Origin of the sequence: Halomonas sp. DP4Y7-1 (assembly GCF_019800705.1) — a bacterium.
GTDB classification, from domain to species: Bacteria; Pseudomonadota; Gammaproteobacteria; order Pseudomonadales; family Halomonadaceae; genus Halomonas; species Halomonas litopenaei_A.
The window spans coordinates 203,965-217,432 of record NZ_JAHVKS010000008.1 but is presented as its reverse complement, the minus strand read 5'-3'; the positions used below and the strand labels follow the sequence as shown (position 1 = coordinate 217,432).

At 64.6% G+C, this 13,468-nt stretch carries 14 protein-coding genes; all 14 read right to left on the bottom strand.

All coding sequences use genetic code 11. From position 1 onward, the window contains the following. The 14 genes from KUV72_RS15700 to fliH all read right to left on the bottom strand — a co-directional run bounded on the left by KUV72_RS15700 (nucleotide 1) and on the right by fliH (nucleotide 13,468). Nucleotides 1-1,293, bottom strand: coding sequence for an autotransporter outer membrane beta-barrel domain-containing protein (locus tag KUV72_RS15700; protein ID WP_222239036.1), 1,293 nt, complete (start codon nucleotides 1,291-1,293; stop codon nucleotides 1-3). A gap of 515 nt (nucleotides 1,294-1,808) precedes the next feature. Then, a complete protein-coding gene (locus KUV72_RS15695) occupies nucleotides 1,809-2,582 on the bottom strand; it encodes an SDR family NAD(P)-dependent oxidoreductase (RefSeq protein WP_222239035.1) in 774 nt (257 codons plus the stop codon). 11 nt (nucleotides 2,583-2,593) lie between these two features. After that, on the bottom strand, nucleotides 2,594-4,621 hold the full coding sequence (locus KUV72_RS15690; protein ID WP_222239034.1) for a capsular polysaccharide biosynthesis protein: 2,028 nt from the start codon (nucleotides 4,619-4,621) through the stop codon (nucleotides 2,594-2,596). A 137-nt stretch (nucleotides 4,622-4,758) separates the two neighbouring features. Next, nucleotides 4,759-5,553 (bottom strand): flagellar biosynthetic protein FliR, encoded by a 795-nt coding sequence (gene fliR / locus KUV72_RS15685; protein WP_222162366.1) that lies wholly within the window; start codon nucleotides 5,551-5,553, stop codon nucleotides 4,759-4,761. A gap of 86 nt (nucleotides 5,554-5,639) precedes the next feature. Then, nucleotides 5,640-5,909, bottom strand: a complete 270-nt coding sequence (fliQ, locus tag KUV72_RS15680) for a flagellar biosynthesis protein FliQ (protein WP_206943660.1) — start codon at nucleotides 5,907-5,909, stop codon at nucleotides 5,640-5,642. A gap of 34 nt (nucleotides 5,910-5,943) precedes the next feature. Beyond that, a complete protein-coding gene (gene fliP / locus KUV72_RS15675) occupies nucleotides 5,944-6,663 on the bottom strand; it encodes a flagellar type III secretion system pore protein FliP (RefSeq protein WP_315857913.1) in 720 nt (239 codons plus the stop codon). Between the two features lie 128 nt (nucleotides 6,664-6,791). Next, the gene (gene fliO, locus KUV72_RS15670; RefSeq protein ID WP_222162367.1) at nucleotides 6,792-7,199 is read right to left on the bottom strand and encodes a flagellar biosynthetic protein FliO; all 408 of its coding nucleotides are present in this window, start codon (nucleotides 7,197-7,199) and stop codon (nucleotides 6,792-6,794) included. After that, nucleotides 7,196-7,699 carry a flagellar motor switch protein FliN gene (gene fliN, locus KUV72_RS15665; protein ID WP_222239033.1) on the bottom strand — a complete coding sequence of 168 codons (504 nt, stop codon included), beginning with the start codon at nucleotides 7,697-7,699 and terminating at the stop codon, nucleotides 7,196-7,198. The genes fliO and fliN overlap by 4 nt, the downstream gene beginning before the upstream one ends. Next, nucleotides 7,692-8,738, bottom strand: coding sequence for a flagellar motor switch protein FliM (gene fliM / locus KUV72_RS15660; RefSeq protein ID WP_222162369.1), 1,047 nt, complete (start codon nucleotides 8,736-8,738; stop codon nucleotides 7,692-7,694). Before fliM ends, fliN begins: the two co-directional genes overlap by 8 nt. Nucleotides 8,739-8,747: 9 nt before the next feature. Next, the gene (gene fliL / locus KUV72_RS15655) at nucleotides 8,748-9,248 is read right to left on the bottom strand and encodes a flagellar basal body-associated protein FliL (protein ID WP_222239032.1); all 501 of its coding nucleotides are present in this window, start codon (nucleotides 9,246-9,248) and stop codon (nucleotides 8,748-8,750) included. A gap of 231 nt (nucleotides 9,249-9,479) precedes the next feature. Next, nucleotides 9,480-10,880 (bottom strand): flagellar hook-length control protein FliK, encoded by a 1,401-nt coding sequence (locus KUV72_RS15650; RefSeq protein ID WP_222239031.1) that lies wholly within the window; start codon nucleotides 10,878-10,880, stop codon nucleotides 9,480-9,482. Nucleotides 10,881-10,896: 16 nt separating this feature from the next. Then, nucleotides 10,897-11,349 (bottom strand): flagellar export protein FliJ, encoded by a 453-nt coding sequence (gene fliJ / locus KUV72_RS15645; protein ID WP_222239030.1) that lies wholly within the window; start codon nucleotides 11,347-11,349, stop codon nucleotides 10,897-10,899. After that, nucleotides 11,346-12,746: a flagellar protein export ATPase FliI gene (gene fliI / locus KUV72_RS15640; protein ID WP_222239029.1), complete on the bottom strand. Its 1,401-nt coding sequence runs from the start codon at nucleotides 12,744-12,746 to the stop codon at nucleotides 11,346-11,348. Before fliI ends, fliJ begins: the two co-directional genes overlap by 4 nt. Further along, nucleotides 12,743-13,468 carry a flagellar assembly protein FliH gene (gene fliH, locus KUV72_RS15635; protein ID WP_222239028.1) on the bottom strand — a complete coding sequence of 242 codons (726 nt, stop codon included), beginning with the start codon at nucleotides 13,466-13,468 and terminating at the stop codon, nucleotides 12,743-12,745. Before fliH ends, fliI begins: the two co-directional genes overlap by 4 nt.

Genomic DNA, 13,468 nt, shown 5'->3' with positions numbered 1-13,468 from the left:
TCACGCTGTTCTGCCGGCTTCAGAAGGTGTAGGCCAGTGAGGCACTGATGACGTCGTATTCGGTGTCGCTGGCGCCCAGCGTGGTCTGTCCCGACAGCGACATGACCACGCCTTTGCCGAGGCGGTGTTCACCCCCAGGGTCAGGACGAAACGGTCGTCATCGCTGCCATCCAGGTGGTCGGCGTCGTCGTCCACGTCACTGGACAGGTCGTAGTGATAGAACAGGTGGCCATAGACCCGTCCCGCGCTGAAGTGGGTGCTCAACTTGGCGCCAGCAAAGACCTCACCGGTCTCCTCGCCATAGTCAGTGCGCTGCCCCAGGTAGTCCCCGTCCAGGTCGTCCTCAAGATAGGCGCCGCCCAGGGTAAGGCCTGTGTCGACCCGGTGATAGCGCGGTAGATAGTAGGTGCCGGAGGCTCGTCCTCCCCAGCGGTGGCCATCCACGTCGATGGGGGCGGCCAGATAGTCCCGATGTGCCTCTCCATCCAGGTCCTGGTACAGCAGGGTGGCATCCAGCACCAGGCGGTCATCGAGCAGGGCCACCGCCGCATAGGGCATGACCAGCTCTCCTCCCAGGTCGGTGCGGCCGCCACGGTCGCCATGGAGTTCGATATCGCTGTGGCCCGCGGCGAGGCCGACGAGCCAGTTCCGTTGGCGGTAGTCCACCCCTGCCAGCACCGCCTTGGTATCTCCCGAATATCCTGTGTGGTCTGTTTCCCCGTCCAGATCGCCGACCTCGCTGGTCGTCCAGACGCTGATGCCCGGACCTGTCAGAGCTTGCTGCGCGCGCGGTTGCATATGCGTGTCGATGCGCTGGGTGACCGGCTGGAAGTGGCGTGCCAAGGCTTGTTTGAGGGCTCCGTACAGGCTCTGATCGATGTCGAGAATGCCCAGGCGGGACGCTAGCGCCAGGGTCTCATCGCGATCTAGCTCGCCCATCGTTCCGCTGAACAGCAGCGTGCCATCGTCAGCACGCAGGGATATCGGCGTGGTGGTGTTCACGGCGGCCAGCGGTGTACCGAGGGGTAGCAGGAGGTCAATGGGACGACCATTGAGCACCGCCGTCACACGGTTGTCCGGGCTGCCAGGAGCCGTTTGCTGGAAGTGCTGCAAGGTGAGGGGGCGGCCCTCGAAGCTCGTGTAGAGCGTGCCTGCTGCTGCGGTTGTCGGAAGCGTCTGGCCCAGCCCTGCAGCGGGCATCAGGCTGAGTGCCAGGCTGGGGACGAACAGGCAGCGAGCCAATAGTGAGGGTGCCGGGGCGACGGGGGAGTGGTGGGGTAGGGTCGGTTTCATGGAAATGCCTTTTCGGGATAGAAACACCTTTGGGGCGGCTGATTAAGGGAAATACATCAGCCTTTTCATCCGATCCTTGGCTGAAAATGCGCATGTTGGATGAGGTGTTATCCAGTATCAGGCATCAGAAAGTAACTAAATGTATATACTGTGCCTAAATGGAATTAGGATTGCATTTTTTTGCTATTTCATCTTTTGAATGGCGAAAAAGTGCTCAAAAAAGCAGAGAAGGGTAATTAAGAGCACAGTGTTGGTCGGTGTTTGCTGAAAAAAAGACCCATCGCTGTCTGGGCGAGTCAGCAGGGGCTTTGTGAGGGGACCGGAGCAGGGAAGGACGTGGGTGCAGGGAAGGAAGTGGGTGTAGGGAAGGACGTGGGTGTAGGGAAGGACGTGGGTGTAGGGAAGGACGTGGGCGTAGAAAGGGAAATGGGTGTTGTGACAAAACGTGGCGCTGGGAGCGAGGGTAGAGCCGTTGCTCGTCAGGGTGAGGCGCCGTGCAGGTCATGACCAGAGGATTACTTGCGCGATATCCCATAGCCAAAAAGCTGCAGCAGGCGCTGGGCCCACGCTGGTGGTAGCAGCGTCAGACCTTGGGTTGCCAGGCACAGCGGCAGTGGAAAGCTGACTCGGGGGCGATTGGCATCCACTGCCTTGGCGATGCGTTTTGCAGCGCGCTCCGCGCTCCACATAAAGGGTTTGGGGCCGGGCATGGCACGCGCCATGTCGGACGCCACGTACCCGGGCATGACCAGGGTGACCCCGACGCCGTCATTGCCAAGGGGGGCCCTTAGCGCCTCGGCGTAGGCCTTGATGGCCGCCTTGCTGGCGCTGTAGCTGGGAACGGACGGCAGGCCATGCCAGGCGGCCAGGGAGCTGACAAAGACCAGCTGGCCGTGACCGCGGCGGCGCATGGCGGTCGCGAGCTGGCGGCTCATTTCCATGGGCACGCGCAGGTTGATGTCCATCAGCTGACGAGCGGCCTCGGTGCATTCATCGAGCCGAGCGTCGCGGATGCCGGTGTTCATGCCGGCTGCCATTATCACGAGATCTGGCGTCGCGCTGAGGCTGTCCAGCCAGGCGCGACGGGCCTGATCATCTTCCAGGGTAACGTTGAACAGGCTTACCTTGGCCCCCTTGGCGCGGCAGCGTGTGGCCAGTGTGTCCAGGACGTCCTGCCGCCGGCCGTGTAGCAGCAGGTGCTGGCCTGGCGCCGCGTAGTGTTCGGCCAGGGCGCCACCGATGGCCCCGGTGGCGCCGGTGATGAGAATCAGCCGAAGGGGCTCGGTCATCTCGCAAGTCCTCAGTAGGGTCCATGCAGGTAGCGTCGAGTCAGGCGATAGAGGCGCTGAAACAGGGTGAGTTCCGGCTGGTTCTGGCGCGCCCTGGCCAACAGCTGGACGGCGGTTTCGACGCTGATGAGCTGACGACTGCGGGGGTCGACGTAGCGGGGGTAGCGAATCAACGCGGCCACCACCAGCTGCTCCAGGCTGATCTTGCGGCCACGACGATCGGGTGCCGGTGCGTGGTCCTGGGTCAGCCCCCAGCCCGCATAGAACGGCATACCATAGGTGACCACCCGGCGCTCACGAATCAGCGCTTCAAAGCCGGTCAGGGAGGTCATGGTATGGACCTCATCGACCCTGTCGATCAGGGTCGTGATATCGACGTCTGCGACCAACCTGTCCCAGTCGTCCGAGGGCACCTGCGCTCCTTGCCGCACACCCGCCATCACATCCGGGTGGGGGCGATAGACAATAAAGGCGTCAGGCCTCGTCCGACGGACCTCCCTGAGAAGCTGCGCATTGGTGCGGATTCGCCCGGTGCCCAGGCGCACCGAGGAATCGCTTTCCACCTGGCCCACCACCAGCAGAAGCGGTCGATCACCTGGCAGTTCAGGCAGGCGGGAAGGCTCGTGGTGAGGGTTGTACTTGCTCAGCTTGAGCTGTCGCAGCTGCTGGATCAGCCGGGATGCCCGCGCGAGTTCGCGGTGGTTGAACTGGCCGTGGGCGATCAGCCGTTCCAGCTCGCTGGGGCGGCCAGGATCGTAGTGAATGCCACAGCGATCGATGACCAGCGATAGCGGCCTGACCAGGTCGATGCCCAGCCCCACGGAGCGTAGAAAGCCATCTTCCATGCGTGATACCCCTGTCGCTGCTGGTGTCTGGCTTCCCCAGAGCAGCTGCTGCTCCGTGGAGGTGGCCAGCGGTGATGGCTTGATGCGCTCGTGTGAGTGATGACTTACACACGCCTTGGGTCCCAGAAAATCCCCGACAAACCGCTGCTTCCAGCGTGACAGGCCGTGGCACCGCCAATGCCCCCTGCCGGCGTCGATCTGACGCTGCTGGTCTTCCAGCAGATCCAGGGTGTCCTCCAGGGTGGAAGGGGCGCCGGTATAGGGATTGGCGTAGCGGCTGTAATGCAGATAAGCGGCGGCGAACAGACGCTGCAGCGAGGCTCGCCGGTGGCGGCGAGGACAGCGGAGGTGGTCAGTGGTCAGGCCCCATCCCGCGTAGAACGGGAGGCCGTGGCAGGTGACGGGGAGCCCCGCCAGCAGGGCCTCGAAGCCAAGCTGGCTGGTCACGACGTGAACGGCCTGCACCGCATCGAACAGCGCCCAGGGATTGATGTCATCGGCCAGCAGTTGGCAGCGAGGGTGGCGGCCCGCGTGTTCCAGATGGCCCTGGCGTCGCCCGGCGACGACCTCGGGATGCACCTTGACCAGGATGTCGGCATCGGGATGACGGGTCAGTGCATGGTCGAGCATCTGGTGAAAACGTTGACGGTCGGCCAGGCCACCGACGATAGAGGCGTCGTCCCGGGTCTGGTCGACCACCAGTACGCGTGGCCGAGGGCTCGCCGGTAACGGTATGTCCGGGGCGTGGTTGACCTTGGACAGGCGAGAGTGGCACAGGCGCACGATCAAACCGCTGGCGCGAAGCTCGTCCTCGGGTGAAATACGGCCATGTTCGATCAGGGATTCCAGGTCGGAGGGGGCTGAAGCGTCGTAGTAGATGCCGCTGTGATCGACCACCAGTGAATGACTGGCGTATCCCTCTGCCGCGGGCCCCCAGGAACGCACGAAGCCTTCCTCGAGCGCAATGAACGGCAACTGGTGGCGTAGCGCCCACTGTCTGGCCCTGGCGGTGGTGGGGCGCTGCCCCCAACCCACCACGGCGTCCGCGCGACAGCCGCGGCGGCGTGGCCAGGGGACGATATCAGAAAACTCCGGCAGGCAGGGAGCCAGCGCCGGCAGCCGGGCCAGGGCGGTGGTGGCAGTTAGCGCACAGCCTGTTGGCGACGTGGCGTCACGAAGCTGTGGCGAACGCATGAGTGACCTCTACCCCTTGGACGAGTGTTCAGGATGCTGCCGTCGAGCAGCAGTCGCTAATGCTATCAGGGTGATAAGGCCATCAGGGCGGCGCTTTATGCCGCAGCCAGCAGAGAGGGTGAAGGCGTCGTGAGGGCTCAGCTCGACAGCGGGGCCAGCGTCTCGAGCAGCGACTGCAGAACGTTCAGACCCTGATGGAAGTGGTGCTGCAGGAAGCGGCCCAGGTCGGTCATCAGCACCATCAACAGCGCCAGTCCAACGGTGAGGGAGGTGGGAAAGCCGATGTTGAACACCGTCAATTGGGGAGCCGCCCGGTTGAGGATGCCCAGCGCCAGGTTGATGGTCAGAAGGGGGGCGACCAGTGGCAGAGCCAGCAGCAGGCCGGTGGCGAAGATGGTGCCACCGTAGCGCGCCAGCATGATGAAAGCATCTGGATTGAAGCGTTGGATGCCGATCGGCAGCGTTTCGAAGCTGGTGATCAGCAGCTCCAGCACGATCAAGTGGCCGTTGATGGCCAGAAACATCAGCAGGGTGATCATGTAGAGATAGCGCGAGACCACCACCATATTGGTGCCACTGGACGGATCGAAGAAGGTGGCGAAGGCCAGGCCCATCTGCAGGCCGATGAATTCACCGGTGGCCTGCACCACGACCAGCAGCACCCTGATGCACAGCCCCATGGCGACCCCGATGACCAGCTGCTCCACCACCAGCCCAAGGCCGGCCCAGGAGGCAATCGGAATATCGGGCAATGGGGGCAGCATGGGGCTGATCAGGATGGCGATGGCGCCCGCCAGGCCAATCTTGGCCTGGGTCGGCACTGCGCTGTGACCCCACAGGGGAGCACTCAGCATCAGCGCGGTGATGCGCATCATGGGCCACAGGAAGAGGCTGAGCCAGGCGTGTAGCTGGTCGAAGGTGACCTCTACCATGGGAGCCGAGTGTTTCCAGTGGTCATGATCTTCACAGCGCTCCCTGCTATTCGGTCACTTGCCATGTTCCGCTCACTGACGCTATGTCAGGACACGAGGGCCGGGATATTGCTGAACAGCTCCCGGGTGAAGGTGATGATCAGTTCCAGCAGCCAGGGGCCCGCCAGTACCAGCACGGCAAACACCGCCAGGATCTTGGGGATAAACGACAGCGTCATCTCGTTGATCTGGGTAGCCGCCTGGAACAGGCTGACCAGCAGACCGGTGAGCAGGGCGGTCAGCAGCAGCGGCGCACCCAGCAGCAGGGTCACGCGCATTCCTTGATAGGCCAGGCTCATGACGGTCTCGGGGTGCATGGGGATCTCCTTGAAGCGGTGTGGCTGGCGCGTGCTAGAGGTAGAAGCTTTCGGCCATGGAGCCGATGATCAACTGCCAGCCGTCCACCAGCACAAACAGCATCAGCTTGAACGGCAGTGAGATTGTCACCGGCGGCACCATCATCATCCCCAGTGACATCAGTACGCTGGCCACGACCAGGTCGATGATCAAGAACGGGATGAAGATGGTGAAGCCGATCTGAAAGGCCGTCTTCAGCTCGCTGGTGACGAAGGCCGGCACCAGGACCTGCAGGGGCACGTCCTCGGGGCCTGCCATGGGCCCGACGTCAGACAGTCGGGCAAACATCGCCAGGTCCGGCTCCCGGGTCTGGCCGAGCATGAACTCGCGGAAGGGCTGCTGGGCGATGTCGATGAACTGGCCGAAGTCGATGGCATCGGTGGTCAGTGGCAGCCAGGCATCCTGATAGACGTCATTGAGCACCGGCGACATGATGAAGGCGGTCAGAAACAGCGCCAGCCCCAGCAAGACCTGATTGGGAGGCGTGGACGCGGTGCCCATGGCGGTGCGCAGCAGGCTCAACACGATGATGATGCGGGTGAAGCTGGTCATCATCAGCAGCGCGGTCGGCAGAAATGCCATCGCGCTGAGCAACAGCAGCGTCTGCACCGACAGCGACCATTTCTGGCCGCCGTCGGCCAAGGGCTCGCTGATCACGCCAGGGATCTGCTGCGCTACCGCCGGCGTGGCGGCCAGACCGCTAAAGGCCAGCATCAGCACTACGGCCAGCAGCGGTGTCAGTAGTCGCGCCAGTGACCGTCGAGTCAGAGGCTGCCAGAAATAACCCGCGCCAGGGCGGCCGGTGGGGTGAGGCAGCAGGCTGTCGATCATCGCCATACCCATCAACGCGGTCGCTGTCCGAGGTTGGTCTTGAGGGCTTGTGCGAAGCGCTCGCCGAAGCTGTCCGCTGCAGCGGACGATGCCGGCAGTTCTGGCTCCTCGGGTGCTGGCAGGCTGTCGAGGCGATTGACCCGGCCTGCGCCGACGCCGAGCACCAGCCAGCGATCCTGAACCTGCACGACCACGACACGCTCACGCTGGCCCACGGCGGTGCTGCCGATGATCTTGAGCCTGCCTGGCTGGCCATGCAGGCCTCCGCTGCGCCGTTTGATCAAGGCCGAGAGTCCGAACAGGATGGCGATGATCAGGGCCAGGGCGGCTGCCGTCTTGCCCAGCATCGCCAGGCCCAGCAGGCCGTCACCGCCCTGGGCCAGACCGTCGATCGCTGCGCTGGTGGTCGTCTCGTTCATCGGTTGAGCTTCTGTACCCGCTCGGAGGGGGTGATGATCTCGGTGATGCGAATGCCGTAGCGATCCTCGACCACGACGACCTCACCCTGGGCGATCAGATAGCCGTTGATCAGGATGTCCATCGGCTCACCGGCCAGGCCTTCGAGTTCCACCACCGATCCCTGGGCCAGTTCCAGCAGCTGCTTGATGGTCAGGCGCGTGCGGCCGAGCTCCACGGTCAGCTTGACCGGGATATCCATGATCATGTCGAGATCACGGGTGCCGCTGGCGCTGGCGCTGTCCCCCAGTGGCCGGAACACGCTGTCTCCGGCGGCCTTGGGGGTGGGGCTGTCGGCGGCGGTTGCCGTGTCATCGTTGGGGTCGGCGGCCTGCTGTTCCGCCATGGCCTCTGCCCAGGGATCGTCCTCGGGCGTGGTGGCGTCGTTGTCCTGTTGTTCGGACATGGCGGCAGCCCAGTCATCGTCGCCGACCTGGTCTTCGGGCTTATTGGGGTCAGTCATGCTCTGATTCCTTGGAAGGAGGCCGTGTGCCTTTGACGAAAGCATTGCCGGAGGGATGCCCGGCGGCGTGATCGAACATTCGCAGGACGCGCAGTGCGCGCTGCTCGCGCTGGCTACCGTACTCGCACTCCATCACCGGCACGCCGTCAACCTGAGCGGTCACCGTGTCGGGCAGGTCCAGCGGCAGAATGTCGCCGACGGAAAGCGCCATCACGTCGGCGATTCGTGAGTCGACCGTGGCAAAGTTGGCGACCAGCTCGACCTCAGGGTGGCGCAGCTCACCGGCCATGCGGCGATGAAAGGCGCCGTCCTTGTCACGACTGCTTTCGCTGAGGGGGTTGGTCAGCAGGTCCTTCAGCGGTTCGATCATGCTGTAAGGCATGCACACCTGGAAGGTGGACGACAGGCTGCCGACTTCAAGGTGGAAACTGGTGCTGACCACGATCTCGTTGGGCGAGTTGGTGATGTTGGCGAACTTGGACTGCATTTCCGAGCGCAGGTAGCTGATATCCAGCGGATAGACCGACTTCCAGGCTTCGCTGTAGCCCTCGATGGCGAGGTTGAGGACCCGCTGGATGATGCGCTGCTCGGTATTGGTGAACTCACGCCCTTCGGACTTGGTGACGAAACGTCCGTCTCCACCAAACAGGTTGTCCACCACCATGAACACCAGGCTGGGGGGAAACACGATCAGCGCCGAGCCTTTGAGTGGCTTCATCGCGATGATGTTGATGTTGGTGGGCACCGGAACGTTGCGTGAGAATTCGCTGTAGCTCAGATAGCGAACGGCATCCACGGTGATATCCGCGCTACGCCTGAGCAGGTTGAACATGCCGGTACGAAAGTGACGAGCGAAGCGCTCATTGATGATATCCAGCGCCTGCAGCCGCTCACGGATGATGCGCTGCTGGTTGGCCGGATCAAAGGGGCGCAGGCGGCCCCGGGGCGCGCTTTCCTCGCCATCGGTGTCATCGTCACCGCTGACACCCTTGAGCAGGGCGTCGATTTCTTCCTGAGACAGGAGATCGTCTTGAGACATGATCGCGACCTATTGGACGATGAACTCGGTGAACAGCACGTCGTCGATACCTATGCGGGCGCGATCGGGGCCGAGCACGTCCTTCAGGGTCGTGACGATGTCGCTGGCCAGGGCGCGCTTGCCTGACGCCGTCACCAGACTCTCGGCGTCCCGGTCCGACAGCAACAGCAGCAGCTTGTTACGCACCTGGGGGCGGTGCTGCTCCAGGGTTTCCAGGCTCTGCTCATCGGTCAGTTGAAGCGTCATGCCGGCATACAGAAGACGCGGAATATCGTCGTCATCTGCCAGGTTGACGGTGAAGGGCTCCAGCTTGAGATAGATGGGCGCCACCGCAGGGTGTGCCGAGGTGCTGGCATCCACCAGAGTGTCGCCGATGGCATCTTCGAGACTGGCGTGAGCGGACGTCTTGGCCTTCTCCTGGTAGAGCAGGTAGAAGCCGGCTGCAGCCCCGAAGGATGCCAGGATGACCAGGATCACCAGCAACCAGATGAGCCGTCGAGATTTCGCCATGTCCTGAAGTCCTGAGCCTGTTGTCCCTGTACGGGAAATATGGGTACACGCGGATGTGCCGCACCCTCAGTATGCCGTTTGAGGGTGCGTGTCGATGGCAAGAACAGGCACCAAGTTCGTGCTTATCTTGGGATATTGTTTCATCGAGGCGCGATTCCACCAGCGCTCTAGTTCACCAGAGCTCTAGTTCACCAGAGCACTCTTTTACCAATGCTCTAGGCCTCGACAGCGTTACGCATAGAGATCGACACGCCCCTCGCCGAGGGGCAGTGACGGCGCCTGCCGGGAAGTGGCCTCCTGGAGACCTGTGTCTGTGGAGGGAGCGCTGGCCAGTGCGGCCTGGCCCCCACCAGCGGCGCTGTCCTGGGCGTTGCCCTGGGAGCCCGGATGCGTGCCCTGGTCGCTGACCGAGGCGTCACCGAGCTGGATACCCTGCTCCGCCAGCGCTTCGCGCAGCTGTGGGATGGCCTGCTCCAGGGTCTGCCTGACCTGAGCATGGGCCGAGAAGAACTGCGCCTGGGCGCCATGTTCGCCGAGCTTGAGAGTGACACCCAGGGACCCCAGCTCGGCAGGATGCAGGCGCAGTTCGATCTTCTGTTCGGCATCGCCGGCCTGGCTGGAAAGACGCGCCAGGGTGTGGCCGAGCTGCTGAGGCCAGGCGTTGTGGTTGAGGGACAGTGCTGCGGCGGTGGCGGGAAGCGGTGACGCCGCCAGGGGAGCCGCGCCGCGGCTGTTCAAGGATGCCGGAGCTGCCAGGCCATCGGTGGCTGCACGAGCCTCAAGCGAGCTTTCGCTACGAGGCTGATCGGCAGCCTCGCTGGCACCCTGCAACATGCCGCTGGCCAGGGTCGTTGGCGCTGGCGGCTGAGCGGCGTCGGAGACCGGCGCTGGCGGCGCTGACGCGAGCGGCGATGACGGCTGGGCCGCGCTGGTAGTCGCCTGGGTCGGATGCTCGCCGCGAGGCGTCAGATGCAGGGCGAGAGGATCGACGGAGGTGGCCATCGCGCGGTCCGACGCGCCGCCCATCACGCCTTCACTTGACGCCTGATGTACCGTGACGGCGTTCAGCTTGCCCCCTGCCAGTGATGGCATCGCCCCCGCGCCCTGGGCCGCGCTGGCCAGAGAAGGGCCCGTCAGAGTGGGGGTGAGCGGACCGGCGGCATGAGAACCTAGGCTGGCCTGACCTGCGGTGAGCTGGGCCGCGCTGGTGACATCGGCACGGGAGAGACCAGCGCCCTGGCCAGTACTGGCTGTCGTGGCTGTCACTGTGTGCGCCTGGATCGCCGATGCGCGGGCGATGGCCATGGCAAGCTCACCGCTTGCCGGCATCCCTTCGCCGTGGATAGCGATGGGGGCCATGCTGAGACCAGGCAGCGCGGCATCAGGATGATGGGCCGCGACGAGTTCCCCAGCCATGTTCTGATCGCCGTCCTTCGAGGCTGCGCTGCCCCCGCGGTCGCCACTGTGGGACCCCTGCACGCCAGGCTGCGTCGTCGAGGAAGCCAGCCCGGCCACCGCGGCCAGGTGCTCGGCGAAGTCGCCGCCGGAGGAGGCTTGGCCATCCGTTGCTGACGAGGCCTGTGCGACGTTGGTCGTGGACGGGCCGGCAAGGCCCAGCAGAGTCAGGTCCATGGGATATCCTTATCGCTCAGTAACCGCCGGGAATGGCGTTGCCACGCTGCAGGCGGCTGTTGATCAGGTCATCGCTGACGCGCTGTTCCTGGCGGGCCTGATGACGCAAGCCTTGCTGTGCACGGCGTTGTGCCAGGGTGTCGTAGGCGCTCAGGCGTTGTTGTTCTTGCTGCCATTCCTGCTGGCTGCTGGTGACCTTGTCACGCTCCCGCTGGAGCGCGCTGCGTGCCCTGGCCAGGGCGTCATCCAGTGACATCAGGAAGCGCTGGGTGTTATGCAGCGTGGCCGGATCGATGCCACGACGCATGTCCTGGTGCAGGCGCTCGGCATATTCCTGCCGGTAGTGCTCCAGCGAAGTCAGCTGCTCGGCCACCTGGCGCTCGTCGCGGCGGGCGCTGGCCAGATGCTGCAGGGCCTGGTCTCGGGCATCCCGGGCCAGCTCGATCAGGGTATCCAGTGGGGTACTCATGCTGCTCCTCCCAGAGTGGACGAGAGCGCCTGACGCGAGGCCTCCAGGCTGGCGCATTCGTCGATTCGCTGTTGCAGAAAGGCTTCCAGATCAGGGTAGCGGCGCACGGCATCGTCAAGGCGCGGGTCGTGGCCCGGCTGGTAGGCGCCGACGCTGATCAGGTCGCGGTTGCGCTGATAGCGTGAAAACATGGCCTTGAAGCCCTGTGCCTGGCGGCGTTGGTCGTCATCGACGATGGCGTTCATGGCACGGCTGATCGAGGCTTCGATATCGATGGCGGGATAGTGGCCGGCCTCGGCCAGGCCTCGCGACAGCACCACGTGGCCGTCGAGTATGGCCCGCGCCGAGTCGGCGATCGGGTCCTGCTGGTCGTCGCCTTCAGTGAGTACGGTATAGAAAGCGGTGATGGAGCCTCCGCCGGGCGCTGCGTTGCCCGCGCGCTCGACCAGGCTCGGCAGCTTGGCGAAGACCGAGGGCGGATAGCCCTTGGTGGCCGGGGGCTCGCCGATGGCCAGGGCGATTTCGCGCTGGGCCATGGCGTAGCGGGTGAGCGAATCCATGATCAGCAGCACGTTCTTGCCGTCGTCACGAAAACCTTCGGCCAGGCGGGTGGCGTAGGCGGCCCCCTTGAGTCGCTGAAGGGGTGAAGTATCTGCCGGGGCCGCGACCACCACCGCACGACGGCGTCCTTCGGGGCCGAGGATGTTGTCGATGAAGTCCTGTACTTCGCGGCCACGCTCCCCGATCAGCCCGACCACGATGACATCGGCCTGGGTGTAGCGAGCCATCATCCCGAGCAGTACCGACTTGCCGACGCCCGAGCCAGCGAACAGCCCCATGCGTTGACCGCGGCCTACGCTGAGCAGCGCGTTGATGGCGCGGATGCCGACGTCGATCTGTTCGTCGATCGGGGCCCGTGACAAGGGGTTGAGCGGAGGGGTGGCCAGCGGTGCGCGGGGAGCGTCGTCGAGCTCGCCGAGCCCGTCGAGGGGGGCGCCGGTGCCATCGACAACGCGTCCCAGCAGACTGTCGCCCAATGGAAAGCGGCGCGAGGCATTGGCGCCACCCTCACCCAGGGGCAAGACGCGGGCGCCAGGCATCAGGCCACTGATCTCTCCCAGCGGCATCAGAAACAGACGCTCGCCGGCAAAGCCTACCACCTCCGCCTCGGCGTACTGGCTGGCCTGGCTACCGTCTGGTTGGCGTGGGCCTTCACCGGGGAGTTCAATGCGACAGCTGTCACCCAGCGCTACCTGCAGACCCACCACTTCGATCACCATGCCGGTGGCGCGAATGACACGTCCGGTGGCTCGCGTAGCGGGCAGGCCATCAACCCGTTGGGTGACGGCCTGAAGCACGCGCTGCCAATGCTGATGGTGGGCCTGAGGTGAGTTCATGGGGCGCCGTCCTCGCCGCTAGTGCCGTCGTCGTCCGTCTCGCGGGGGGCGCGGCGGCGGACCTGGGCGGTGACGGCCTGCCAGCGGCGCTCCCAGGTGGCGTCGATATCGCCCTGGTCGCCGCTGACGCGACAGCCACCCCGATGCAGACGTTCGTCGACGCGGAGCGTCCAGCCGGCGGTCTCCAGCTGCTCTCCCAGGTGGCGCTCAACCAGTCGCAGGTCCAACGGATGCAGCCATAGGCGTTGGCGGCCCACCAGCGGCGGGTCGGTATGCAGCAGCTGTTGTACCAGCTCGACGACCTGTCGAGGGCGTGCCTTCAATGCCTCGCCTGCCAGCTGTCGACCGGTGGCCAGGGCCAGGTCGGTCAGCTGTTCCGCCACGGCATCATCGAGCTGCATCAGCGCCGCCTGGAAGTCTTCGACCAGCTGTGCCAAGGGAGCCAGCGCTTCCTCGCTACGGGTGTCGATCGCGGCGGCGATTTCCTGCTCGGCCTGGGCACGCCCGGCGGCAAGACCTTGCTCCAGGCCCTGCTGATAGCCCTTGGCATGGCCTGCGTCGAAGCCTTGCTGGTGACCCTGGGCATGGCCTTCACGGTGACCTGCGTCCCGCGCACGCTGGCGCTCGGCAGCCAGCTCATTGCGCGTCGGTGTGTCAGGCGCGGGCGCCTCGTCTGCATCTTCGGGCAGGGCTCCCATGTTCCAGCGACGCCAATGGCTCAT

Bases quoted from the DNA above. Each gene is read 5' to 3' on its own strand.
- KUV72_RS15700 (WP_222239036.1), bottom strand. From the start codon at position 1,293: ATGAAACCGACCCTACCCCACCACTCCCCCGTCGCCCCGGCACCCTCA.
- KUV72_RS15695 (WP_222239035.1), bottom strand. From the start codon at position 2,582: ATGACCGAGCCCCTTCGGCTGATTCTCATCACCGGCGCCACCGGGGCC.
- KUV72_RS15690 (WP_222239034.1), bottom strand. From the start codon at position 4,621: ATGCGTTCGCCACAGCTTCGTGACGCCACGTCGCCAACAGGCTGTGCG.
- fliR (WP_222162366.1), bottom strand. From the start codon at position 5,553: ATGGTAGAGGTCACCTTCGACCAGCTACACGCCTGGCTCAGCCTCTTC.
- fliQ (WP_206943660.1), bottom strand. From the start codon at position 5,909: ATGCACCCCGAGACCGTCATGAGCCTGGCCTATCAAGGAATGCGCGTG.
- fliP (WP_315857913.1), bottom strand. From the start codon at position 6,663: ATGCTGGCCTTTAGCGGTCTGGCCGCCACGCCGGCGGTAGCGCAGCAG.
- fliO (WP_222162367.1), bottom strand. From the start codon at position 7,199: ATGAACGAGACGACCACCAGCGCAGCGATCGACGGTCTGGCCCAGGGC.
- fliN (WP_222239033.1), bottom strand. From the start codon at position 7,699: ATGACTGACCCCAATAAGCCCGAAGACCAGGTCGGCGACGATGACTGG.
- fliM (WP_222162369.1), bottom strand. From the start codon at position 8,738: ATGTCTCAAGACGATCTCCTGTCTCAGGAAGAAATCGACGCCCTGCTC.
- fliL (WP_222239032.1), bottom strand. From the start codon at position 9,248: ATGGCGAAATCTCGACGGCTCATCTGGTTGCTGGTGATCCTGGTCATC.
- KUV72_RS15650 (WP_222239031.1), bottom strand. From the start codon at position 10,880: ATGGACCTGACTCTGCTGGGCCTTGCCGGCCCGTCCACGACCAACGTC.
- fliJ (WP_222239030.1), bottom strand. From the start codon at position 11,349: ATGAGTACCCCACTGGATACCCTGATCGAGCTGGCCCGGGATGCCCGA.
- fliI (WP_222239029.1), bottom strand. From the start codon at position 12,746: ATGAACTCACCTCAGGCCCACCATCAGCATTGGCAGCGCGTGCTTCAG.
- fliH (WP_222239028.1), bottom strand. From the start codon at position 13,468: ATGAGCCATTGGCGTCGCTGGAACATGGGAGCCCTGCCCGAAGATGCA.